This is a genomic window from Bacillus sp. PPSBB_2 (assembly GCF_045291115.1).
Taxonomy (GTDB): Bacteria; Bacillota; Bacilli; order Bacillales; family Bacillaceae_G; genus Bacillus_A; species Bacillus_A cereus.
Genome location: NZ_CP147983.1, coordinates 5,317,571 through 5,339,589, shown reverse-complemented (window position 1 = coordinate 5,339,589; position 22,019 = coordinate 5,317,571). Strand labels below are relative to the sequence as shown.

Below are 22,019 nucleotides of genomic sequence, written 5' to 3'. Positions count from 1 at the left end.
TATTGATAAAAGTGTAAGGGGTCACTATAATGAGGGCATAAAGATAAATCATATTTTCGTAGCAATAAAAAGGAGGAAATAATATGGAAATCGCAATGGCAGTTTTAAAATTTGTAGGTGGCGTAATCCCGTTAATTCAAGAACTTTTAAAAGCATTTATGTAAATTTATTAGTTAGCAATCATTTATCAATCATTATCATATTTTACTAAAAAAAGAACGGGGTGATTTTTCTGAATATTAAGAAAAACACTAAAAGAAGAAAGTTCCTTGCATGTTTATTAGTTAGTCTATGCACTATTAATTATTCATCTATTTCCTTCGCAGAAACACAAGCAAGTAATGCAACTGATGTAACCAAAAATGCTAGTGGCATTGATACTGGTATAGCAAATCTTAAATATAATAATCAAGAGGTTTCAGCTGTAAATGGTGATAAAGTAGAAAGTTTTGTTCCGAAAGAAAGTATCAATTCAAATGGTAAATTTGTAGTAGTGGAACGCGAGAAAAAATCACTTACAACGTCACCAGTCGATATTTCAATTATTGATTCTGTAGTGAATCGCACGTATCCAGGAGCTGTACAACTTGCTAATAAAGCTTTTGCAGACAATCAACCGAGTTTATTAGTGGCTAAGAGAAAGCCTTTGAATATTAGTATAGACTTACCGGGCATGAGAAAAGAAAATACAATCACTGTCCAAAATCCGACATATGGTAATGTAGCTGGAGCAGTAGACGATTTAGTATCTACTTGGAATGAAAAGTATTCTACAACACATACGTTACCTGCAAGAATGCAGTATACGGAATCTATGGTTTATAGTAAATCACAAATTGCAAGTGCTCTTAATGTTAACGCTAAATATCTTGATAACAGTCTAAATATTGATTTTAATGCGGTTGCAAATGGAGAGAAAAAAGTGATGGTAGCGGCGTATAAGCAAATATTTTATACGGTAAGTGCTGAACTACCTAACAATCCATCCGACCTTTTTGATAATAGCGTTACTTTTGACGAGTTAACTCGAAAAGGAGTAAATAATTCGGCTCCACCTGTTATGGTTTCAAATGTAGCTTATGGTAGAACGATTTATGTAAAATTAGAAACAACATCTAAGAGCAAAGATGTACAAGCTGCTTTTAAAGCCTTACTTAAGAATAACAGCGTTGAAACAAGTGGACAGTATAAAGATATTTTTGAAGAAAGTACCTTTACTGCTGTAGTATTAGGCGGAGATGCGAAAGAACATAACAAGGTTGTTACTAAAGATTTCAATGAAATCCGAAATATTATTAAAGATAATGCTGAATTAAGTCTTAAAAATCCAGCATACCCAATTTCATATACAAGTACTTTCTTAAAAGATAATGCAACTGCTGCTGTTCATAACAATACAGATTATATTGAGACGACAACTACAGAATATTCAAGTGCTAAAATGACACTTGATCATTACGGTGCTTACGTTGCTCAATTTGATGTATCTTGGGATGAATTCACATTTGATCAAAAGGGTAACGAAGTACTAACACATAAAACGTGGGATGGTAGTGGAAAAGACAAAACGGCTCATTACTCTACAGTTATCCCTCTTCCACCGAATTCAAAAAATATAAAAATTGTAGCAAGAGAATGTACAGGTCTTGCATGGGAATGGTGGAGAACAATTATTAATGAACAAAACGTTCCATTAACAAATGAAATAAAAGTTTCAATTGGAGGAACAACATTATACCCAACAGCTAGTATTAGTCATTAAGTATAAAAAAACACTTTTTCCACGGAAGAAGTGTTTTTTTATAGGGAATACAAATAAAATTATTTTCAAAATATGTGGTTGGAATTCAAGTAAACGCAATTTTAGTGAATACATTTTAAAGTCTTGCAATCAAATCAATCTTGATATATAGTTTAGTTAAGTGAACTAAATCAAATTGTATTCGGGGGTTTTGAAATGGAAAAAGAAATAATTTCAAACGAAAATAAACAAAAAAAGCCATTGCTTTTTAAAATTGGAATAGGACTTCTAATCATATATGTTCTACTTTGGGGAAGTGCTTTAATCATACCATTTACTTCACTGTCGACGCAGGTAAAGACCATTGTCATTCCAGGGTGTATAGTAATAGGAGAAATTCTATTTTTGATAGGTGCTGTCTTTGTTGGAAAAGAAGTGGTGGCAAAATATAAAAAGTATTTAAACCCGAAAAATTGGAGAAGAAAAGGTGAGAGAGAGAAGTATGATAAATAAAAATATAGCTGAGGAAATCAATCAAACACTTGAAGAACTATGGATATTACTTGAAACGAAAGAAAGATCTTATACGAATTTTAATTTAAATAATCAGCAATATACGTTGTTAACATTAATTATTAGGTACCCATCATCCACTCCTAAAGAGTTAGCTGCAAAAATGAATGTGACGAAAAGTGCCATTAGCCAGCAGTTAGTGAAACTTGAAACGGAAGGATATATTTTCAGAAGGCAACATGCAGAAGATAAACGTGCATTTTCAGTTGAATTAGGTGAGAAAGGATTGTTATATAAAAAAGAAATGGACGCATATATGCAACAGGTTTCTGAAAAATATTATGCAAGTTTATCACCTGAAGAATTAACAAATCTTTTATCAGCGCTTCAAAAGCTAACGAAAGTAATTGATGAGCTGTAGTGGTTGTTAAGGTTCAATTTTTATCCTATTTGTAAGAAGAAGCATAAAATGCCGTTTTGGTTACCTTATGCTTCTTTTCGTTTATAGATGATTTATGTTTCGAATAATAAGAAAGATCCTGCAACTCAGTACAGGATCTTTATCAAACGTTTTTAAAAGCTAAATTGTGGTTTCATATCACCTTTATAAGGCTCATGTTCAACGAATATAGTTATATCCTTACCAGCTTGGTCTTTACCAGTTCTTTTATACGTAAATTTATTCTTATTTAGTTCAGTAAGCTCAAGAGCAGCACCGTATTTATTATTTCCAATGGAAACATGGGCTCTTATTTTATTTTCGTGTACAACATCGAAGTAGCCATAATCACCGCGGCTTTGACCTGTTTCGCTATTGAAGAACTCATATTTATTAGATTTGTCATCAAATTTTGCTAGGCTTATAAAATTCGAATTAAACTGTGTTACATCGTTACCAGCTTCATCTAATACCTTTGTTCCGTGCCAAAGGGTACTGCCTAAAATTTTATCTCCATCAACGTTTTTAACAATATCTCCTGTAGTCGTGTTCAGCTGCTTGTCCGGATCAGTGAAAGAAAGTTCTTTTTCTTTATATGGAACATGTTCAACGAAAACTTCTACATCTTTACCGTTAGCGTCTTTCCCCATTCGTTTATAAGTAAATACATTTTTATTTAGTTTTGTCATGTCAACGACAGCTTGATACTTCATTGATTCTGAAATTAATATTCTCTTCTTCCCATCATTTGTGACAAAGAAGGTTCCTTTATCGCCACGACTTGCACCTGTTTTAGCATCAAAAAATTCATATCTGCCTGACTTTGCATCATACTTTGCAAGACCAATGAAGTTTGCATTCTCTTTTGTTAAGTCATTCTTATCTTTGTCATACACTCGTGTACCTTGCCAATTTGTCTCGCTAAGAATATTAGCCATTTTTTGCCCTTTAGTTAATTTATTTTCCTTTTTTGTTTCTTTAGCAACTTGTTCTTGTTTTTGTTTCCCATGATTTTCTTCAGCTTTAGTACCAGCACACCCTGTTAATGCTAATGTGAATCCGAGCAGTACGGATGATAGTGCTTTTGCTTTTTTGTTCATGTTTTATCGTCTCCTTATTTTATGATTTCAAGTAGTACGGTTAGCGATTATAGTAGCAGTGCGTCATATATGAACTTAGTTGCTACGTTTCTTATGTTAATACCCGACTATAAACTGCCTCTAAATAAAACATTAAAAAAAGATAAACTAATTCCTAAAATTTGTTCATATTTATAAAAAATCGCTAGATTACTGTAGTGCCTACGAGTAATCCAAAAAATACATTGTAAAGAAGAAGGAAAGCCGCTAATAATAATGTAATTGCTAATAGAGCTAATCGATTGTAGTGCAAAACTTTTGAGAAAAACTGTAGGAGAAATGAAGATTTTATAGAATTCGTTTCGTATAGGAAGGGGATGTCCATGTTTGATTCAACAGATTTTAAGATTATACAATTACTACAAGAAAACGCTAGAATGAACTGGAAGGAAATTGGGGAGATAGTACATTTGACTGGCCAGGCTGTTGGGAAACGAATTAATAAATTAGAAGAGGCAGGTGTCATTCAAAAATATACGATAAATATTAACAGGGCTAAGCTAGAAGGATCTATTATGACCTTTGTTACACTATTTTTGCATGCACCGCATTATCATAATCAAATTCAAAACTTTTTTGAAAAAACGGACGTAATTACTGAAATGTATCGTATAAGCGGCGATGGTTGCTATGTCATGACTCTTCACACATCTTCGCATCAGCAATTAGAAGAGACTCTTGCAGATGTTTTACATTATGGTGATTATCGTATAAATACTGTCATTAAGACGATGCAAAAAAAGAAAGAATAAGATACTTATCCTTTCTTTTTTCATATGGAACTGTAATTCTTTATTTGCTTTTGGTTATAAAACAGTTTGCTGACATGACTGTTGCATAAATATCACCAAACTCTAATGCACTCATGAACGATTGATGAGCGTGTACTGCGGGGATTAGATTTCCTTGGAATTCTAAATCTTTTGTTGTACAAGCATCTTCAATTACAATACATTGAAATCCGAAGTCACTGGCAGCGCGCACTGTTGCATCAATACATACATGAGTCATCATACCGCAAATGACTAGTAGGTCTATTTTTTCTGTCTTTAATGTTCCTAATAAATTTGTTCTTAAAAAACTGTTAGGATGATGTTTTTGAATGACTCTTTCCTTAGCAATCGGTTGTACATCATCATGAATTTGAACACCTACTGTATCAGGTAAGAAGAAAGTAGCTCCTTCATTGTTCGCGATATGTTGTACGTGAATAACTGTTTTCTGTTTTTCGCGAAATACTTTCAAAACTTCTTTCGCTTTTTGTGCGGCTTTTTCAGGTTGATGTAATTCCATATTGCCGCCTTCAAAGTAATCATTTTGTATGTCTACTAATAGTAACGCTTCGTTCATCGTTATTCCCCCATACTTAGTGATTCAGCACGTTATTTGTACTGTACCGTTATTATATAAATTGTAGCTATGCGGAAGTAATAACGTTGTGAAACGATTTTGGGGTATATAGTTTCAGTGTGAAAAAAGTGAAAGTTGGTATAAGTACAAATGGATTTTGTGGAATTCACAGCAAAGTTATAGATAGAGTGACATCGCAGGGTTAAAAACCATACCTTTGCTGGAGGAGCGGGTTATGGTTTTTTTATGAGGAAATACGATTTTAAGTTTTTGCTGAAGGTGTTTTTCTAGGATATGCTGTGAGTGATTGGAGTGAGGTAGTGTCAGATATTGTCGACCAATCGATATATTGGAAAAATCGTTGATATATTGTGAGTTGTGATAGATATATTGAGAAAATCGTTGATATATTGTGAGTTGTGATAGATATATTGAAAAAATCGTTGATATATTTGTAAAGGGGTGTTTGAGGTGATTGTGAAAGAAAGAAAAATGCCGATTTATATAAGACAGTTAGAAGCACTGCTTAGAAGGTTACCTGTACATCATCCAAAACGAAATTTAATTGGAGAAAACTTGGCAAAACACATGGCGGGGTATAAAGGGGAGCAAGCAATTGATTATCCACTTAGTTTTATTTCTGAGAAAGAGTATAGTGTTTTACATGATGTTCGCTTATCTAATCATGATCAATACTTTCAAATTGATACTATTATCATTTCCACAAAGTTTCTTCTTTTTCTTGAGATAAAAAATATAGCAGGTACATTAATGTTTGATGCAAAGTTTAATCAACTTATCCGAATAACAGAAGGAAATTCAGAGGGATTTCCAGATCCGGTTTTACAAATAAAAAGGCAAGAAATACAATTAAAGAAATGGTTAAGCTTACATGGATTTTCCTCTAGTCTTCCAATCGAGTCCCTCGTTGTTATTAGCTCGCCTCGTACCATTATAAAATCTTCAGATGACAATCTTCTTCATACAATTATTCATAGTGCAAATTTACCTCATAAAATAAAGTGGTTTGAAAGTAAATATAAGAGAAAAGTTATAGATAATGTAGATAGGCTCATTCATCAAATAATAACGGAGCATTCTCCACTTCAACAAAATATACTTGAGCAATATAAAATAGAAAAAGAGGAGTTGTTAAATGGAGTACAATGTGAGAAATGCTTAGTTATTCCAATGGTTAAAGTGAAGAAGGGCTGGCGTTGTACAAGTTGTAAAGATTTTTCAAAAGTGGCATATGAGGATGCTATACGAGATTATGCATTGCTCATTAGTACGACATGTACGAACGGTAATTTGAAAGAGTTTCTCCATGTTTCGTCGGGTATGGTTGTAAACAGAATTCTCCACACACTAAATCTCCCCTACACTGGAAACAACAAAGGACGAATATATGATTTAACTTCTTTCCAATCGTAATTTTGCTATAATAAATAAGTACTTATAAGAAGGGGAGTCTAAAGAGAAAATGAAGTCATTTAATATCGATCATGTTATAGCTAGTGTTTTGCAATGGATATTAAATATAGCTTTAATTATATTATCCATTGTGTTATCGATTTTCTTAGTGAATGAGACAATTACGTTTGTGCAGTATATTTTTTCGGCAAAAGAGTATACGTCTTATAAATTGGTTGAAAGTATCATCGTCTATTTCTTATACTTCGAGTTCATTGCATTAATTATTAAGTATTTTAAATCGAACTATCATTTCCCGTTACGTTATTTTATTTATATCGGAATTACGGCCTTAATTCGATTGATTATTGTGTCTCATGAGGAACCGATGGAGACGTTATTATACGCAGGAGCAATTCTTGTTTTAGTTATTGCTTTATACATATCGAATATGAGAGATTTGAGAAAAGAGTAGTAGTGCAGACATAAGTTTGCACTACTTTTTTACATCTTGACCTTCAAGTTGCTTGAAAGTTTACAATGAAATTAGGGCGTTTGAAATCGAAAAAAATTGAGAAATTAAGTGAAGAGGTTTCTTTTACTTGGAGGTTATAGAAATGAATCAGGAATTGAAGTTACGTCCATTAGAACGAGAAGATTTAAAGTTTGTACACGAACTGAATAATAATGCGCATATTATGTCGTATTGGTTTGAAGAGCCGTATGAGGCATTTGTGGAGCTGCAAGACTTATATGATAAACATATACATGATCAAAGCGAACGCCGATTTATCGTTGAGAAAGACAATGAAATGGTTGGATTAGTTGAGTTAGTAGAAATCGATTATATTCATCGTAGAACAGAATTCCAAATTATTATTGATCCGAATTATCAAGGATATGGTTATGCAGTAGAGGCGACGCGTTTAGCAATGGATTATGCTTTCGCTGTATTAAATATGCATAAGATATATTTAGTTGTGGATAAGGAAAATGAAAAAGCAGTACATGTTTATAAAAAAGTTGGGTTTATGATAGAAGGTGAGCTTATCGATGAGTTTTTCGTTGATGGTAACTATCATAATGCGATAAGAATGTGTATGTTCCAAAAGGCATACTTTGGCACAAAATAACTGATTGGAAGAGCTATAGATAAAATATTATCTGTAGCTTTTTTGTGATGCGAAAAAGATTTTTATTGTAAAACGATAAATAATTGTTGATTTTTAATAATTTCAGGCGTATTATGATGGTAATGAAATCAGTGAGAATTAAAGGAGAGTATATGATGAAAAATAAATACGTAGTAGCTATTTCTTTCATGATTTTAGCGATTATTTCTTTAACTATACATGCTTCAAACAGTAAAGTAGGAGCGGATGGATTCCTTGAAGAACCTTTCTTTTTCCTAGTACCGATAAGTTATATATTGTTCCTTAGTGGTATTGGCGTATTATTATTTGGATTTATTACTTCAAAGCTGAAAAAGGGCAATAGATAGGGACAAAACACTCACTATGAAATAGAAACATACCATATGGAAGAAAAAGAATAAGTGAGATGAATCATGATGAATCATTATTTTTATAATGGTAGACAAGTAGGAGCTGCTATTACGCTGGCTGGGGCACAAGGGACAATTCATGCTGTGAATCAAGCTATTCAAATGCAGCAACAAGCATATTTTGCACAAATGATGCAAAGTCAATATATGCCGTATTCACAACTTCCGATGCAAATTGTACATTACGATGTACATCCAGCTGGTTTATTTTCCATTCCATATGGCGGGACATATTTCTTATGAAAGAAAGCGACTCAATAGAGTCGCTTTTTTTATATTCCGCCTAGCTTCATTCCAAGGAAGGCGAAGAGGATACCAATTATGTAAGTAGCACTTAAATATAAAAGGAAGATGTATAGCTTTTTACGATTGAGAAGCTGAACAGATTCTAATTTAAGCGTAGAAAATGTAGTGAATGCGCCCATAAATCCAGTACCTAATAATAGTTGCCAGCCTGTAGTAACTCCGTTGCCGATTATATATCCAAGTAAAAATGCTCCTGTTATATTAATAAGGAATGTAGCAATTGGAAATTGTGTTTTATTTCTTTTCTTAAACCAATTGCTAATTGCAAATCGTGTAATCGCACCGAAAAATCCTCCTGTTGCGACTAATAAAGCTTCTATCATGAGTAATCACCTTCTGTAAGAGATTTCTTAATTAAGAAATCTCCAAGTGTATAGCCAAGGCCAGACATAATGAGGCCACCAAGTATGCTGCATGATACATATAAGAAGGCTATGCTCCACTCAGAATGATTGATCAATTGCACAGTTTCTACACTAAATGTTGAAAAAGTCGTAAAGGAACCGATGAATCCAGTTCCGATGCCTGTGATAACCTCTGAAGGTAAGATGTTTAGCCGAGCGATATAAGTAGTTAGCCACGCTAAGAAAAAGCAACCGATTAAGTTAATGAGTAATGTTGCCAATGGAAATGAATGATGCCAAAATGTGTTGATATTAAGACCTAAATAATAACGAGAAAGAGCTCCTAATATACCAGCAATGCCAACGATAATATAAATCAATTTTCTCACCTCTTTAAATAGCTTGCTCAAAAAAATAGACTCCTACCAGTATCCATACTGGTAGGAGTCATTAGCTAAGCAGCGTTTATGGCGAACTCCATCGCCTATGATTATTACATATAGTGTACTAAATATACCGTTTAATTTCCAGTGAGGAGGAGGGTGTAACTTTTCTTTTTTTGATGTCTGAAGGTTTTTCAAGTAATTAAAATGGGATCGATTACTTATCAACTAAATATAGTGATATACGGTTTTAATTATGATAAAATGTTTCTTATGTGTGTCGTTTTGTTTTATTTGACTGAAAATAAAGAAAAATAAATTTGCGTGAAAAGGAGTCATTTATTTGAAGAAATTTTTAAAAATCGTATTTATATGTGTTTTAGTAGTAGCGGGCATTGTAGGAGGATTTCTAGCTTATATGACACTTACTAAAGAACAGCCTGCTGATGTTATAAGCTTGAAGGTAGAGAATAATAAGGAGCGCGTATTAGCGACTGGAAATGAGTTTAAAGTTACAACATTTAATATTGGATATGCTGGGTTAGATAAGGATCAAGATTTCTTTATGGATGGTGGAAAGGGATCTGGTTCAAGTAGTAAAGAGCAAACGGAAACTAATTTAAAGAATATGCTTTCGTTTTTACAAAATGAGAATAGTGATTTTGCGCTATTACAAGAAGTTGATATAAAGTCAATTCGTTCATTTGATGTAAATGAACATGAATTTTTGAAAAAAGGATTACCTGATTATGTTTCGTCATTTGGCAAGAACTACGATACGAAATGGGTTCCAGTGCCAATAACAAATCCAATGGGATATGCGGAGGCTGGATTAAGTACGTTTTCTAAATACACTGTTCAAGAAGCGAAGAGGTTCCAGCTTCCTGGAATGGAGCCTTGGCCAAAGCGTTTGTTTGATTTAGATCGAGCAATTGTGGAATATAAAATTCCTGTTAATAATGGGAAACATGTTAGACTCGTAAATTTACATTTGTCTGCTTATGATGAAGGCGGGAAAATTAGAAAACAGCAAGTAGAGTACTTAAAAGAATATATGAACAAGCATTATGAAAATGGTGATTACGTAATAATGGGCGGAGATTGGAATCAATTAGTTTCAAACGCTCAATTAAGTGATCCGAAGTTCGTGAAAGAGCGTCCTGAGTGGTTAGTAGAGTTACCGAAGGACTTTACAGACGGTGGCTTTAAGTGGGCTGTAGATCCGTCTGTTATGACTGTGAGAGATGATGTAAAGAAATATGTAGAAGGTGAAAATTTCGTCACTATTATTGATGGCTTTATCGTTTCACCGAATGTAGAGATTGTAAATGTACAAGGGAAAGATTTAAAGTTTGAAAATAGCGATCATAACCCAGTAAGTGCGGTATTTAAACTGAAGTAATTGATATGTATAAGTAGAAGGTGGGGCTTCATATGGATTGGTTAAAGAGGACTTGTTTTTCTAACCTTGAGAAAGAATCACAGAAAAATCATTTATTACTGTTTATAACGATTTGTAGTTTCTTTCTTGGGATAATCGCAATTGGGTATTATGGATATATTTTTACAGAGAGAGCCATAGCGTTTTGGATTTGTGGTATTTCTGTCGTTGCATTTGGAACGCTGTTTACTTTTATAAAAAGTATGGAATCAGCGTATAAATATATCATGACATTTATGTTGCTTACAATGTCTTACATTATGGTACAAGCTTTTAATGAAAGCCCGGCTGTATTTCAAATGGTCTATTTTACATTAGCTGTTTCACTTATTTACTTAAGTGAGCGTCTCATTTTAATTCTTGGCGGGGTAGCTGTTGTGATCACATTTATCCTTTGTAGCTATTGGCCGGAGCAATTTTTTGCTTATACAGCCTCGTCTGAAGCTGCTAATTTCGCAAGTTTGTTAGCGATTGTAACAATCGCTATGTGGGGCGTCACGAAAATCGGTTCTAATCTGCTCCTTCGTTTAAGTGATGAGAAGCAAGAAGTAATGAGAAAAGCTCAGGAGTTAGAAGAGACGCAAAGACTTATTGAAGAAACAGTTGTGAAACTAGATAGTAATTTCAATCATTTAAGACAAAATATGAACACGTCGATGGAATCGATGAGTGAAATTAATTTTGCCTTTGAAGAGGTGGCAGTTGGTACGCAATCACAATCAGAGATGATGTATCGTTCGGTAGAAGTATTGAATGATATGGAGGGAAATATTGAACAAATCATCTCTCAAGTAAGAACTGCATCGGCTCGTGTGGATGAAAGCTTAGAAATTTCAAAAGGTAGTGTACATACTCTAAGAAATTTTGAAACTAACATGAGAAGTTTAAATGATGTTGTTTCACAGTCTGGAATTATATTTAGAGATTTAATGATGCAATCGAAACAAATTAATGAAATTGTAGATGTAATAACGAATATTTCAAGTCAGACGAGTTTGCTAGCTTTAAATGCAAATATTGAAGCTGCGAGGGCAGGCGAGCATGGAAAAGGTTTTGCTATTGTAGCGAGTGAAGTGTTAAAGCTTGCTGAAGAATCAAATCGTTCTGCGGGAAGAATTCAAGGGATTTTGAAGGAGTTTAGTAATCAAGCAAGTAAGGTAGAAGTGCAGGTAGAGAAGTCAGAAAGAGTACAAGAAGAATGTAACGAGATGTTAGCAAGCGTTTTAACAAATGTAACTGATTTAGGGAAGTTTATTGATGCGATTAATGGAATAATGCGAGAGGTTGTTGTTCATCAAGAAAGTTTCCAAGTTAAAACAACGAATATCGTAAAGGATGTTACGCATGCTTCTAACGTAATTCAGCAAACTTCTACAGCTACAGAAGAAGTGCTAGCGAGTGTGGAAGAAGAAAAACATCGAAATGATACGTCAGTGAAGACGTTACAAACTGTTAGCGAGCAAGTGAAGTTGTTAGAAGATATTTTAGAAAAGTAATATTACTTGGAAAGAGCACGAATGATGTGCTCTTTTTTCATTGAAACGAATACTTGATAGGAATTTAATTGCTTTTCTGCGCGTTTTCTGCCAAGCTTAAGGAGGTAAAATTCAGCTAATAGCGGAATTAAAATACTTCAAAGAAAGAATTAAATAGGTGACGCATATGATCGAAGTTAAGACTTCTGAACTTAGTGATGGAGAATTTAATAGAGGTGTATTTGCAACTCGTGATATTAAAAAAGGTGAGTTGATACACGCAGCACCAGTTATCTCTTATCCGAATGAACAGCATGAACACATTGAGAAAACATTACTTGCTGACTACGCATTTGAGTATGGAATCAATCATACGGCAATCCTTTTAGGATACGGTATGTTATTCAATCATTCATATACACCGAATGCAACGTATGATATTGTCTTCGAGAACCATACGTTTAACTTCTATGCTTATAAGGATATAAAAGCAGGAGAAGAAATTTTAATCAATTATAATGGTGAAGTTGATAACGATGAGCTGTTATGGTTTGATAAAGAAAAAGAAGAGAACGAAAAGTAATATAAAGAGTATAGAAAGAGCGCATTCTGTGGGATGTGCTCTTTTTTTATTGATGTAAATAAAGTAAAAAGTACAAAAAAATACCACTTTCTTTTTGTGTGGTATAGTAAGATACTGAGGGATAGTGTTTTGAAAAAGTCACATATTTTACAAATTGTTGTCTTTCTGATGACATGTCAAGTTTAGTAGTCCATTTGGGTTGCTTTATTATGCAATATATATTTTAATATGAGTGGCACCTCTTATAAATTAAGAGGTTTATAGGTGTCTCGAATTGATTTTGGGTACACTGTATCCACCACTTTAGGTTCTTTCATGTACGTGGGGATATTATGGGCCCGTATAACGGGATAAAATGAATATAGAAATAGAGGAATCGTAAAATGAATATGCAAGAGGTTTATAAATATTTAAGTACGGTATTGCCTGAAGGACATGTTAAACAAGATGAAATGTTAAAGAATCATACGCATATTAAAGTTGGCGGAAAAGCAGATGTTTTTGTTGCGCCTACAAATTATGATGAAATTCAAGAAGTTATCAAATATGCGAACGAATATAATATTCCAGTTACGTTTTTAGGAAATGGATCGAATGTCATTATTAAAGATGGTGGAATTCGCGGGATTACAGTAAGTTTAATTCATATTACAGGTGTTACTGTAACAGGAACGACGATTGTAGCACAGTGTGGTGCAGCAATTATTGACGTATCACGTATTGCCTTAGACCATAACTTAACGGGTCTTGAGTTTGCTTGTGGTATTCCAGGTTCAGTTGGCGGAGCATTATATATGAATGCTGGTGCATACGGCGGTGAAATTTCGTTTGTATTAACAGAAGCTGTCGTAATGACAGGTGATGGAGAGCTACGTACTTTGACGAAAGAAGCATTTGAATTTGGATATCGTAAGAGTGTATTTGCGAACAACCATTACATTATTCTTGAAGCGAGATTTGAACTTGAAGAAGGTGTACATGAAGAAATTAAAGCAAAAATGGATGATTTAACGTTTAAACGTGAGTCAAAACAGCCTCTAGAATATCCTTCATGTGGTAGCGTATTTAAGCGCCCACCAAATAACTTTGCTGGTAAGTTAATTCAAGACTCAGGACTACAAGGTAAGCGAATTGGTGGAGTAGAAGTTTCTTTAAAACACGCTGGGTTTATGGTGAATGTTGATAACGGAACAGCACAAGATTACATCGATTTAATTCACTTCGTACAAAAGACAGTTGAAGAGAAATTTGGCGTGAAGTTGGAGCGAGAAGTAAGGATTATTGGAGAAGATAAGGAATAACAAAATACGTATGAAGATATGAATTATTTCAAAATAATATTTGGGTATTGTTGACAATTTGTTTTCAATTCAATATAATGGCTAATAATTTAACAAATAACATACGTTGAAAGAGCCCAGTAGCAGTTTGTCACTGTTAACGAGAGAGCTAGGGGTTGCTGGAACCTAGCACAAACAAACTTGCGAATTACACTCTGGAGTATCTTAGGTAATGCTAAGCGGACTAGCAATCGATATTATTGCTAAGAGTGGTATGAGTAGCTATGCTATTTATGCAAACTGGGTGGTAACACGGTGAATAATCGTCCCTATGTCTATCGTAGACATAGGGGCTTTTTGTTTTTAAAAAATAAAGGGGATGACAAAAGATGAATATTATTGATGAATTAGAATGGCGCGGCGCCGTTAATCAGCAGACTGACGAAGAAGGTTTACGTAAGCTAGTAGAAGAGAAAAAGATTTCGCTATACTGCGGAGTTGATCCGACTGGTGATAGTATGCATATTGGACATTTGATTCCGTTTATGATGATGAAGAGATTCCAATTAGCTGGTCATCATCCTGTTATTTTAATCGGCGGGGCAACAGGAACAATTGGTGATCCGAGTGGACGACAATCAGAGCGTCAACTTCAAACGTTAGAAGTGGTTCAGCATAATGTAGATGCGTTAACAGCACAAATGAAAAAGCTATTTGATTTTGGTGGAAATAGCGAAGTGAAGATGGTAAATAACTATGATTGGACACATGAAATAAATATTATTGAGTTTTTACGTGATTACGGGAAAAACTTTAGCATCAATAGCATGTTAGCGAAGGATATTGTAGCAAGCCGTTTAGATACAGGTATTTCTTTCACGGAATTCACGTACCAAATTTTGCAAGCGATGGACTTCCATCATTTATACACGAAAGAGGATGTTCAACTTCAAATTGGTGGTAGTGACCAATGGGGAAATATTACGAGTGGTTTAGATTTAATTCGTAAGTTAGAAGGTCATGAGGCGAAAGTATTCGGATTAACGATTCCGTTATTATTAAAATCGGACGGTACGAAGTTTGGTAAATCAGCAGGTGGTGCGGTTTGGCTTGATCCTGAAAAAACGACACCGTTTGAATTTTACCAGTTCTGGGTAAATACAGATGACCGTGACGTAATTAAATACTTGAAATACTTTACGTTCTTAACGAAAGAGCGTATTGATGAATTAGCAACGAAGGTAGAAGCGGAACCTCATAAACGTGAAGCGCAAAAAGTGTTAGCAGAAGAAATGACGAAATTTGTTCATGGAGAAGAGGCGTTCCTGCAAGCTGAGAAAATTACAGCAGCGTTATTTAGCGGAGATATTAAATCGTTAACAGCTGATGAAATTGAACAAGGCTTTAAAGAAATGCCAACATTCCAGTCTTCAAAAGAGACGAAAAACATCGTAGAGTGGCTAGTCGATTTAGGAATTGAACCATCTAGACGACAAGCACGTGAAGACATTAATAATGGTGCGATTTCTATGAATGGTGAGAAAGTAACAGATGTGGGTACGGATGTTACTGTAGAAAATTCATTTGATGGAAGATTTATTATTATTCGTAAAGGGAAGAAGAACTACAGCCTTGTGAAGTTAGGCGAATAGTTTGTGTGAAAGGATGGGAGTAGGAAGAATACTTCCATCTTTTCGTATACACAATTTGGACATAAAATAATCAGTAAATTTAGATAATTAAAAGGGTTATATTATTCTTCTGACGAATAAATAAGTTAGAGAAAATTACGGATAAAAATAGCCCGAACCATGCAGGGCATGATTCGGGCTTATATTCAGATTAGTAAGCTAAGCTGAATAGACCTTTAATGTGTGATAAGTAACGAACGTTACTTGCTTCTTTCATTAATGATGCTGGTAAGCCTTTAAGTGGAGTATTGCTTGCTCCGATTGTAGCAACCGCATCTTTACGTCCTAGACTAGCAAGTGTTCCAGAGTTTACAGGTGCGAACTCTTCTAATGCTTTGCCTTCTAGTGCTGCGTATAAGTTGTATCCAATTAACTCACCCATTTGCCAAGCAATTTGTGCAGTTGGTGGGTATGGACGTCCGTCTGGAGCGAAGACAACAGCGCTGTCTCCAGCAACGAATACGTCTTTGTGAGAAGTAGATTGTAGGTATGCATCAACTGTTGCACGTCCACGGTTAACTTCAAGACCTGATTCACCGATTAATGGGTTACCTTGTACGCCGCCCGTCCAAACGAATGTGTTAGCAACAAGTTTTTGACCGTCTTTTAAGTCGATTTCGTTGCCAGCAACGTTTGTTACAGGAAGACCAGTTAAGAATGTAACGCCGCGCGCTTCTAGGCTAGTAGTTGCACGTTCGATTAAGTGGTCTGGTAATACTGGAAGGATTTTTGGACCTGCTTCAACAAGAAGAAGTTTCACTTCTTTTGGATTTACGCCGTGGCTTTTTGCAAGTTTAGGCATAATGTCAGCAAGCTCACCAACTAGCTCAACGCCAGTTAATCCGCCACCACCGATTACGATTGTAGCATCAGCTTCGTTTTTCGTTTTCGCGTATTCACGAATACGGTCTTCAACGTGTTTGTAGATTTTATTTGCATCAGCAGCAGATTTTAATACCATGCTGTTTTCTTCTAGTCCTGGAATACCGAAGTAAGCAGTTTTACTTCCTAAAGCAACTACAAGTGCATCGTAAGATAAAGTAGTGCCGCCAGCTAATTTGATTTCTTTGCTATCAACTGAGAATGACTCAACTGTTGCAATTTTAAGGTCGATGTCTTGTCCTTTGAAAAGCTTTGTAAGTGGCATTGCAACTGCTTGCTCAGACACGTTACCAGCTGCAAGGCGGTGTAGTTCAGTGATGATTTGGTGTGTTGGGTATTGGTTAATCACTGTAACTTGTGCTTCTGATTTGCTGTAATATTTACGTACGTTTAAAGCGGCAAGAAGACCGCCATAACCAGCGCCTAAGATGACAATTTGTTTTGACATAGTATGATATCCCCCGTCTTTACTAATTGTTGTTATAAGTTAAATTATTTATTGTTACGTTCTGCACTAATTTGAAGATATGCGTTCACAAAGCGGAACATTTTTTGTGCTTGTGGATCTTTTAATAATTTTAAAAGACCGAATAGGCCGATAACTTCGTTGCTTTCGTCAGCACGATCTTTCGCTTCGATTGCAGTTGCAGCCATGCTTTTCACTGTATCTTTTACAGGTTCTACAAGCTCTGTAATTGCACCAACAGTGTCGCTTTTTAATACTTCATCAGTAGCAACAGTTTGAGCGAAGTCATAAGACTTAGTTAAAATGTTAACAAGCTCAGTTAATTTTGGAAGCTGTTCTACTAGTGTTGTTAATGATTCTTGTACCTCAGGTTTTAACAACTGATCAAGTACATCAAGTTGTCCTTGGCTAGCAGAAATTTGTACAGTTTCTTGTTCTGGCTTTGTTTGAGTCATAGTTTCTGGCATCTCCAATTCTCCTTTACGATAGCAATACTCTTATTTTTGATAAGTAAGATAGTAAACGGTTACGAAACTTTATACAAAGTTTCACAAAACACAATAAAATGCCTTTAAATTTATGACAGCAAGTAAGCTGCAAACATAAATCTAAAACCATAACGTCTTACTTATTATTTATGAACTGTCCGATACATGGCTTGTCCGCATAATGGAAAAGCTCCGTTACCGGAAAGTGTATATAATATATATCCTATATTATATACTATATACACCTATGTTAACATAAAAATGATTCCTAATTATTTGATATTGAGTGTATAACGTAGTGCTGACAAGGTATGAAAGCGTATAAAATATTTTGTTTCAGTTAGAAATGTACATATATATATAGAAAAAAAGGAAGAAACGAACAAATTCATGTTCGTTTTTTCCTTTTTCCTATTATTCACCTTCCGCAATTAGCATCGATGTGTTACCTTCTTTTTCAAGATGGCATTCGCCCCAAGAACAAAGAGAATCAAGAATGGATTCTAAAGACCAACCGTAATCAGTAAGAGAATATTCTACTTTTGGCGGGACTTGATTGTATACTTTTCTTTGAATAACGCCGTCGTCTTCTAATTCACGTAATTGCTGTGTTAACATTTTTTGTGTAATACCAGGCATGGAACGTTTTAGTTCACTCGTTCTCTTTGTACCTTTCGTTAAGTGACAAAGGATAACAACTTTCCATTTGCCGCCGATAACTTCTAAAGTCGCCTCTACAGGAATATTGTATTTCTTCATATGAAATCCTCCCTTTGTGAGTAAAATAAGTTAAATTATACAAATGTTACTTTTTAGTACCTATAGCACTTTAAAGTACGTACTTTTTATCATGTTAAATATGTTTCATAATAGCACATGTAAGAGGCAAATGAGTAGTACGGTACCAAAAAGTGACTATGTTACTTTTTAGTGCCTATAGTACTTTAAAGTGCGTTCTTCAAAAAAAGAATGAAACCATTCATAATAGCATTTGTAGAGATTAAATATATTTTTTAGAAGATAAAAGGGCCTTTTTATCACACTATTATGATTGGATTTCTTGTAATAAGGAGGAATTCAATTGAGTTCATATACAGTACCATCTTCGGAAGTTCAGACGAACCGAAGAAGTATGTTTGCTTTATTAGCACTAGCAATTAGTGCGTTTGGGATTGGTACAACCGAGTTTATTAGTGTCGGTTTATTACCATCGATTTCAAAAGATTTAAATGTTTCTGTTACAACAGCTGGTTTAACTGTTTCCCTATATGCGTTAGGGGCGGCAGTAGGAGCTCCTGTTTTAACAGCGTTAACGGCTAGTATGTCGAGAAAGACATTATTAATGTGGATTATGGTTATTTTCATTATTGGTAATGGTATTGCGGCGGTAGCAACAAGCTTCACTGTATTAATTATCGCAAGGATTGTATCTGCGTTTGCACATGGTGTGTTTATGTCGATAGGATCTACAATTGCGGCTGCAATCGTACCAGAGAATAAACGTGCTAGCGCAATTGCGATTATGTTTACTGGATTAACAGTTGCAACTATTACAGGTGTGCCAATTGGAACGTTTATCGGTCAAGAGTTTGGCTGGAGAGCGTCATTTATGGCGATTGTCGTAATTGGAATTATTGCTTTTATCGCAAACAGCATACTAGTCCCATCTAATTTAAAAAATGGTGTACCTGTATCGTTTCGTGATCAATTCAAACTAATTAAAAATGGAAGACTATTACTTGTTTTCATTATTACTGCACTTGGATACGGCGGTACATTCGTAACATTTACGTATTTATCACCGCTATTACAAGAAGTAACAGGGTTTGAAGCGAGTACTGTCACTATCATTTTATTAGTGTATGGAATCGCCATTGCGATAGGGAATATGGTCGGCGGAAAATTATCGAATCATAATCCGATTCGAGCGCTATTTTACATGTTCCTTATTCAAGCAATTATATTATTTGTTTTAACATTTACAGCGCCATTTAAAGTAGCTGGATTAATCACAATTATTTTCATGGGACTATTCGCATTTATGAATGTTCCGGGGCTACAAGTATATGTAGTTATATTGGCAGAGCGCTTTGTTCCGAGTGCGGTTGATGTTGCTTCAGCAATTAATATTGCCGCATTTAACGGAGGAATCGCTTTAGGTTCTTATATAGGTGGCCTTGTAACGAATTCGTTAGGATTAATCCATACTGCTTGGGTAGGCGGTCTTATGGTAGTAGCCGCTGTTATTTTAACAGCGTGGAGCATGACATTAGAAAAAAGAGATCAAGTAAAATAAAAGGAGAGAAAATAAAATGAAAAACTTACAAAGTAAAACAGTATTAAGTAATGGTGTAGAAATGCCTTGGTTCGGTTTAGGTGTATTTAAAGTAGAAGAAGGACCAGAACTTGTAGAAGCAATTAAATCAGCAATTAAAGCAGGATACCGCAGCATCGATACAGCTGCAATTTACGGAAATGAAAAAGCTGTAGGTGAAGGAATTCGTGCAGGTATTGAAGCGACTGGTATTGCAAGAGAAGAATTATTTATTACTTCAAAAGTATGGAACGCAGATCAAGGGTATGAAACAACAATCGCTGCATACGAAGAGAGTCTAAAAAAATTAGGACTAGATTATTTAGATTTATATCTTGTTCACTGGCCTTCAGAAGGAAAATATAAAGATACATGGAGAGCGCTAGAAACACTTTATAAAGAAAAGCGCGTACGTGCAATTGGTGTAAGTAACTTCCAAATCCATCACTTACAAGATGTAATGAAAGATGCAGAAATTAAACCAATGATTAACCAAGTAGAATACCACCCTCGTTTAACACAAAAAGAACTACAAGCTTTCTGTAAAGAACAAGGTATTCAAATGGAAGCATGGTCACCACTAATGCAAGGTCAATTATTAGATAACGAAACATTACAAGAGATTGCTGAGAAACACGGTAAAACAACAGCTCAAGTTATTTTACGTTGGGATCTTCAAAATGGAGTAATCACAATTCCGAAATCAACGAAAGAACACCGTATTATTGCAAACGCTGATGTATTTAACTTTGAATTAACGAAAGAAGATATGGAAAAAATCGATGCGTTAAATCAAAATCATCGCGTTGGTCCAGATCCTGATAACTTCGATTTCTAAGATTAAGGTAAGAAAAAAGAGTGCTTAAAAGCACTCTTTTTTTGTGCATAAAAATAGTTTCTAAATAAATACTACTTAGTATTAAGTTTGTTATTAAGGGGCTGTAAACATGAATATAAAGCAATCGTTCAAACTTTTAGCTATGTTTTTAAGTGTTTTATTTGTGTTATTCCCACTTCAAAAAGCATTCGCAGAAGTGATGGACCATACAAAGTATCAAATGGATTGGAGTTATAGTAAGTCCAAGAAGAAGCCAATTCGAACAGAGCTTATTAAAACGGCAGATGGCAAAATTGCTTTTTGCTTAAATGTAGATTTGAAATCTCCAAGCGGTCAAGATTTACCGGAAATGGGGAAAGTGGATATTAATGTGTATCGTGTACTATTGAATGGATATCCACAAAAGAGTCCACAAGAATTAGGGGTATCTGATTGGAGAGAGGCGCATTACGCAACGCAGCTTGCAGTGTGGAATGCGTTAAAACAAATCGATATTAATGATTTAGATTTCCGTAATAAAAATGTAGAAAAGGTAACGAAAGATATCGTTGCAAAAGCAAGTGCTAGTGAAGAACTACAAGAAATTACGATGGGTGTAACTCCTACAGAAGAACAAGAAGCAGTCTTAAAAAATGATTTCTTTGAAACAGGCTTATATACAGTAGAAACAAATGCAAAAAGCGGAACGTATAAAGTGCAAGCAACAGGTGCACCAGCGGGCGTGAAATTTGCAAATGAAAAAGGCGAAACAAAAACAGAATTTAATGTAGGAGAAAAGTTCCGCATTTTAATTCCGAAACAAACACCAGCTGGTGGATTTAGCTTTAAAGTATCAGGAAATTTAACGAAATTACAAGGGATTGCGCATAAAGGTACACCGACTATTCAAAATGCAGTAGTATTACTTGAGCGTAGTGAAGAAAAAACAAGTCCAGAGTTAGCGGTAAGTTGGAAAAAGGCTGAGGCTCCAAATAAACCAAATAAGCCATATACTCCAAATGAACCGCATAAACCGAATCAAAAGAGATAATGAAAAAGCATTGGTATATGCCAATGCTTTTTCATATGAATTCTTTAAAGGTATATTAAGATAATAATTAATCGAGTGAAACACTATTCTAATGTTTGAAAAAGTATTTAAAAATAATAAAATATGGAGAAATCTAAACGTTACAATAAATGGATTTTATTCACGAAATTGTAACATTATTCTAATTAGAGAGGCTATCAAACAAAGTGTAAAGCGTGTACAATTCAGTTGGAAAAACTACCTATAGATGGTCATATATGAATAAAATGTAAAATGCTATTACTGTTTTTATTTTTAGATGTATAGATGACAATACTGAAAAATATCTTTTACTATTCT

24 protein-coding genes, 1 riboswitch and 1 other annotated feature are annotated in these 22,019 nt (G+C 34.6%); of the genes, 17 read left to right on the top strand and 7 right to left on the bottom strand.

The genetic code is table 11. The annotated features are described in order from the left end of the window. Positions 1–223 precede the first annotated feature (223 nt). The 3 genes from alo (at position 224) to V6946_RS27165 (ending at position 2,675) form a co-directional block, all read left to right on the top strand. Positions 224–1,762, top strand: a complete 1,539-nt coding sequence (gene alo / locus V6946_RS27175) for an anthrolysin O/cereolysin O family cholesterol-dependent cytolysin Alo (protein ID WP_406622153.1) — start codon at positions 224–226, stop codon at positions 1,760–1,762. 195 nt (positions 1,763–1,957) lie between these two features. After that, positions 1,958–2,254 carry a transporter suffix domain-containing protein gene (locus tag V6946_RS27170; protein ID WP_000409981.1) on the top strand — a complete coding sequence of 99 codons (297 nt, stop codon included), beginning with the start codon at positions 1,958–1,960 and terminating at the stop codon, positions 2,252–2,254. Next, positions 2,244–2,675, top strand: a complete 432-nt coding sequence (locus V6946_RS27165) for a MarR family winged helix-turn-helix transcriptional regulator (RefSeq protein ID WP_006918751.1) — start codon at positions 2,244–2,246, stop codon at positions 2,673–2,675. The genes V6946_RS27170 and V6946_RS27165 overlap by 11 nt, the downstream gene beginning before the upstream one ends. A 152-nt stretch (positions 2,676–2,827) precedes the next feature. Here the strand turns inward: V6946_RS27165 and V6946_RS27160 are convergent, their stop codons facing one another. Continuing rightward, a complete protein-coding gene (locus V6946_RS27160; protein WP_001034145.1) occupies positions 2,828–3,793 on the bottom strand; it encodes a DUF4822 domain-containing protein in 966 nt (321 codons plus the stop codon). A 362-nt stretch (positions 3,794–4,155) separates the two neighbouring features. On the opposite strand from V6946_RS27160, the gene V6946_RS27155 reads away from it, so the two are divergent. Continuing rightward, positions 4,156–4,584 carry an Lrp/AsnC family transcriptional regulator gene (locus V6946_RS27155; protein ID WP_006918755.1) on the top strand — a complete coding sequence of 143 codons (429 nt, stop codon included), beginning with the start codon at positions 4,156–4,158 and terminating at the stop codon, positions 4,582–4,584. Positions 4,585–4,624: 40 nt separating this feature from the next. Here V6946_RS27155 and V6946_RS27150 read toward each other — a convergent pair whose 3' ends face one another. Further along, positions 4,625–5,182, bottom strand: a complete 558-nt coding sequence (locus tag V6946_RS27150; protein ID WP_006918757.1) for a cysteine hydrolase family protein — start codon at positions 5,180–5,182, stop codon at positions 4,625–4,627. Between the two features lie 477 nt (positions 5,183–5,659). Between V6946_RS27150 and V6946_RS27145 the strand changes: the two genes are divergently transcribed. The 5 genes from V6946_RS27145 to V6946_RS27125 all read left to right on the top strand — a co-directional run bounded on the left by V6946_RS27145 (position 5,660) and on the right by V6946_RS27125 (position 8,402). Continuing rightward, positions 5,660–6,616: a nuclease-related domain-containing protein gene (locus V6946_RS27145; protein WP_081631303.1), complete on the top strand. Its 957-nt coding sequence runs from the start codon at positions 5,660–5,662 to the stop codon at positions 6,614–6,616. Positions 6,617–6,665: 49 nt separating this feature from the next. Then, complete coding sequence (psiE, locus tag V6946_RS27140) at positions 6,666–7,070, top strand: phosphate-starvation-inducible protein PsiE (RefSeq protein ID WP_000834708.1); 405 nt, start codon at positions 6,666–6,668, stop codon at positions 7,068–7,070. A gap of 142 nt (positions 7,071–7,212) precedes the next feature. Beyond that, positions 7,213–7,728 (top strand): spermidine N1-acetyltransferase, encoded by a 516-nt coding sequence (speG, locus tag V6946_RS27135; protein WP_006918761.1) that lies wholly within the window; start codon positions 7,213–7,215, stop codon positions 7,726–7,728. A gap of 116 nt (positions 7,729–7,844) precedes the next feature. Continuing rightward, on the top strand, positions 7,845–8,096 hold the full coding sequence (locus V6946_RS27130; protein WP_081631300.1) for a DUF3955 domain-containing protein: 252 nt from the start codon (positions 7,845–7,847) through the stop codon (positions 8,094–8,096). A 66-nt stretch (positions 8,097–8,162) separates the two neighbouring features. Next, positions 8,163–8,402 (top strand): DUF3947 family protein, encoded by a 240-nt coding sequence (locus V6946_RS27125; RefSeq protein ID WP_000980956.1) that lies wholly within the window; start codon positions 8,163–8,165, stop codon positions 8,400–8,402. Positions 8,403–8,431: 29 nt separating this feature from the next. Here the strand turns inward: V6946_RS27125 and crcB (V6946_RS27120) are convergent, their stop codons facing one another. Both crcB (V6946_RS27120) and crcB (V6946_RS27115) read right to left on the bottom strand, forming a co-directional pair. Continuing rightward, positions 8,432–8,788, bottom strand: a complete 357-nt coding sequence (gene crcB / locus V6946_RS27120; RefSeq protein ID WP_000568585.1) for a fluoride efflux transporter CrcB — start codon at positions 8,786–8,788, stop codon at positions 8,432–8,434. After that, complete coding sequence (gene crcB, locus V6946_RS27115; protein WP_000639312.1) at positions 8,785–9,189, bottom strand: fluoride efflux transporter CrcB; 405 nt, start codon at positions 9,187–9,189, stop codon at positions 8,785–8,787. The genes crcB (V6946_RS27120) and crcB (V6946_RS27115) overlap by 4 nt, the downstream gene beginning before the upstream one ends. A gap of 54 nt (positions 9,190–9,243) precedes the next feature. Then, positions 9,244–9,303, bottom strand: a riboswitch (Fluoride riboswitch). A gap of 232 nt (positions 9,304–9,535) precedes the next feature. Here crcB (V6946_RS27115) and V6946_RS27110 point away from each other — a divergent pair. The 5 genes from V6946_RS27110 to tyrS all read left to right on the top strand — a co-directional run bounded on the left by V6946_RS27110 (position 9,536) and on the right by tyrS (position 15,623). Then, positions 9,536–10,594 (top strand): endonuclease/exonuclease/phosphatase family protein, encoded by a 1,059-nt coding sequence (locus tag V6946_RS27110; RefSeq protein WP_006918764.1) that lies wholly within the window; start codon positions 9,536–9,538, stop codon positions 10,592–10,594. A gap of 32 nt (positions 10,595–10,626) precedes the next feature. Further along, positions 10,627–12,129 (top strand): DUF4077 domain-containing protein, encoded by a 1,503-nt coding sequence (locus V6946_RS27105; RefSeq protein WP_366982211.1) that lies wholly within the window; start codon positions 10,627–10,629, stop codon positions 12,127–12,129. A 166-nt stretch (positions 12,130–12,295) separates the two neighbouring features. Beyond that, positions 12,296–12,691: an SET domain-containing protein gene (locus V6946_RS27100; RefSeq protein WP_000573649.1), complete on the top strand. Its 396-nt coding sequence runs from the start codon at positions 12,296–12,298 to the stop codon at positions 12,689–12,691. A gap of 383 nt (positions 12,692–13,074) precedes the next feature. After that, positions 13,075–13,992: a UDP-N-acetylmuramate dehydrogenase gene (murB, locus tag V6946_RS27095; RefSeq protein WP_001057102.1), complete on the top strand. Its 918-nt coding sequence runs from the start codon at positions 13,075–13,077 to the stop codon at positions 13,990–13,992. Between the two features lie 97 nt (positions 13,993–14,089). Beyond that, positions 14,090–14,305: a binding site (T-box leader), on the top strand. A 55-nt stretch (positions 14,306–14,360) separates the two neighbouring features. Next, entirely contained in the window at positions 14,361–15,623 is a 1,263-nt protein-coding gene (gene tyrS, locus V6946_RS27090) for a tyrosine--tRNA ligase (RefSeq protein ID WP_001021096.1), read from the top strand. Between the two features lie 190 nt (positions 15,624–15,813). On the opposite strand, the gene V6946_RS27085 is transcribed toward tyrS, so the two are convergent. The 3 genes from V6946_RS27085 to V6946_RS27075 form a co-directional block, all read right to left on the bottom strand. After that, positions 15,814–16,992: an NAD(P)/FAD-dependent oxidoreductase gene (locus tag V6946_RS27085; protein ID WP_006918768.1), complete on the bottom strand. Its 1,179-nt coding sequence runs from the start codon at positions 16,990–16,992 to the stop codon at positions 15,814–15,816. 44 nt (positions 16,993–17,036) lie between these two features. Continuing rightward, complete coding sequence (locus tag V6946_RS27080; RefSeq protein ID WP_001115309.1) at positions 17,037–17,477, bottom strand: DUF1641 domain-containing protein; 441 nt, start codon at positions 17,475–17,477, stop codon at positions 17,037–17,039. A gap of 435 nt (positions 17,478–17,912) precedes the next feature. Next, entirely contained in the window at positions 17,913–18,257 is a 345-nt protein-coding gene (locus V6946_RS27075; protein ID WP_000760481.1) for a helix-turn-helix domain-containing protein, read from the bottom strand. A 373-nt stretch (positions 18,258–18,630) separates the two neighbouring features. Between V6946_RS27075 and V6946_RS27070 the strand changes: the two genes are divergently transcribed. From V6946_RS27070 to V6946_RS27060, 3 genes are all read left to right on the top strand, one after another. Further along, positions 18,631–19,794, top strand: a complete 1,164-nt coding sequence (locus V6946_RS27070) for an MFS transporter (RefSeq protein ID WP_166694953.1) — start codon at positions 18,631–18,633, stop codon at positions 19,792–19,794. Between the two features lie 16 nt (positions 19,795–19,810). Then, a complete protein-coding gene (locus V6946_RS27065) occupies positions 19,811–20,650 on the top strand; it encodes an aldo/keto reductase (protein WP_000793568.1) in 840 nt (279 codons plus the stop codon). Between the two features lie 109 nt (positions 20,651–20,759). Next, entirely contained in the window at positions 20,760–21,680 is a 921-nt protein-coding gene (locus V6946_RS27060; RefSeq protein ID WP_006918772.1) for a thioester domain-containing protein, read from the top strand. Positions 21,681–22,019: the final 339 nt, after the last annotated feature.

Excerpts from the sequence above, each read along its gene's own strand:
- V6946_RS27170 (WP_000409981.1), top strand. The coding sequence starts at position 1,958 with ATGGAAAAAGAAATAATTTCAAACGAAAATAAACAAAAAAAGCCATTG.
- psiE (WP_000834708.1), top strand. The coding sequence starts at position 6,666 with ATGAAGTCATTTAATATCGATCATGTTATAGCTAGTGTTTTGCAATGG.
- V6946_RS27150 (WP_006918757.1), bottom strand. The coding sequence starts at position 5,182 with ATGAACGAAGCGTTACTATTAGTAGACATACAAAATGATTACTTTGAA.
- crcB (WP_000568585.1), bottom strand. The coding sequence starts at position 8,788 with ATGATAGAAGCTTTATTAGTCGCAACAGGAGGATTTTTCGGTGCGATT.
- V6946_RS27100 (WP_000573649.1), top strand. The coding sequence starts at position 12,296 with ATGATCGAAGTTAAGACTTCTGAACTTAGTGATGGAGAATTTAATAGA.
- tyrS (WP_001021096.1), top strand. The coding sequence starts at position 14,361 with ATGAATATTATTGATGAATTAGAATGGCGCGGCGCCGTTAATCAGCAG.
- V6946_RS27105 (WP_366982211.1), top strand. The coding sequence starts at position 10,627 with ATGGATTGGTTAAAGAGGACTTGTTTTTCTAACCTTGAGAAAGAATCA.
- V6946_RS27160 (WP_001034145.1), bottom strand. The coding sequence starts at position 3,793 with ATGAACAAAAAAGCAAAAGCACTATCATCCGTACTGCTCGGATTCACA.
- V6946_RS27130 (WP_081631300.1), top strand. The coding sequence starts at position 7,845 with ATGGTAATGAAATCAGTGAGAATTAAAGGAGAGTATATGATGAAAAAT.
- V6946_RS27065 (WP_000793568.1), top strand. The coding sequence starts at position 19,811 with ATGAAAAACTTACAAAGTAAAACAGTATTAAGTAATGGTGTAGAAATG.
- V6946_RS27060 (WP_006918772.1), top strand. The coding sequence starts at position 20,760 with ATGAATATAAAGCAATCGTTCAAACTTTTAGCTATGTTTTTAAGTGTT.
- V6946_RS27125 (WP_000980956.1), top strand. The coding sequence starts at position 8,163 with ATGATGAATCATTATTTTTATAATGGTAGACAAGTAGGAGCTGCTATT.
- speG (WP_006918761.1), top strand. The coding sequence starts at position 7,213 with ATGAATCAGGAATTGAAGTTACGTCCATTAGAACGAGAAGATTTAAAG.
- V6946_RS27155 (WP_006918755.1), top strand. The coding sequence starts at position 4,156 with ATGTTTGATTCAACAGATTTTAAGATTATACAATTACTACAAGAAAAC.
- V6946_RS27075 (WP_000760481.1), bottom strand. The coding sequence starts at position 18,257 with ATGAAGAAATACAATATTCCTGTAGAGGCGACTTTAGAAGTTATCGGC.
- V6946_RS27080 (WP_001115309.1), bottom strand. The coding sequence starts at position 17,477 with ATGCCAGAAACTATGACTCAAACAAAGCCAGAACAAGAAACTGTACAA.
- V6946_RS27085 (WP_006918768.1), bottom strand. The coding sequence starts at position 16,992 with ATGTCAAAACAAATTGTCATCTTAGGCGCTGGTTATGGCGGTCTTCTT.
- murB (WP_001057102.1), top strand. The coding sequence starts at position 13,075 with ATGAATATGCAAGAGGTTTATAAATATTTAAGTACGGTATTGCCTGAA.
- V6946_RS27165 (WP_006918751.1), top strand. The coding sequence starts at position 2,244 with ATGATAAATAAAAATATAGCTGAGGAAATCAATCAAACACTTGAAGAA.
- V6946_RS27070 (WP_166694953.1), top strand. The coding sequence starts at position 18,631 with ATGTTTGCTTTATTAGCACTAGCAATTAGTGCGTTTGGGATTGGTACA.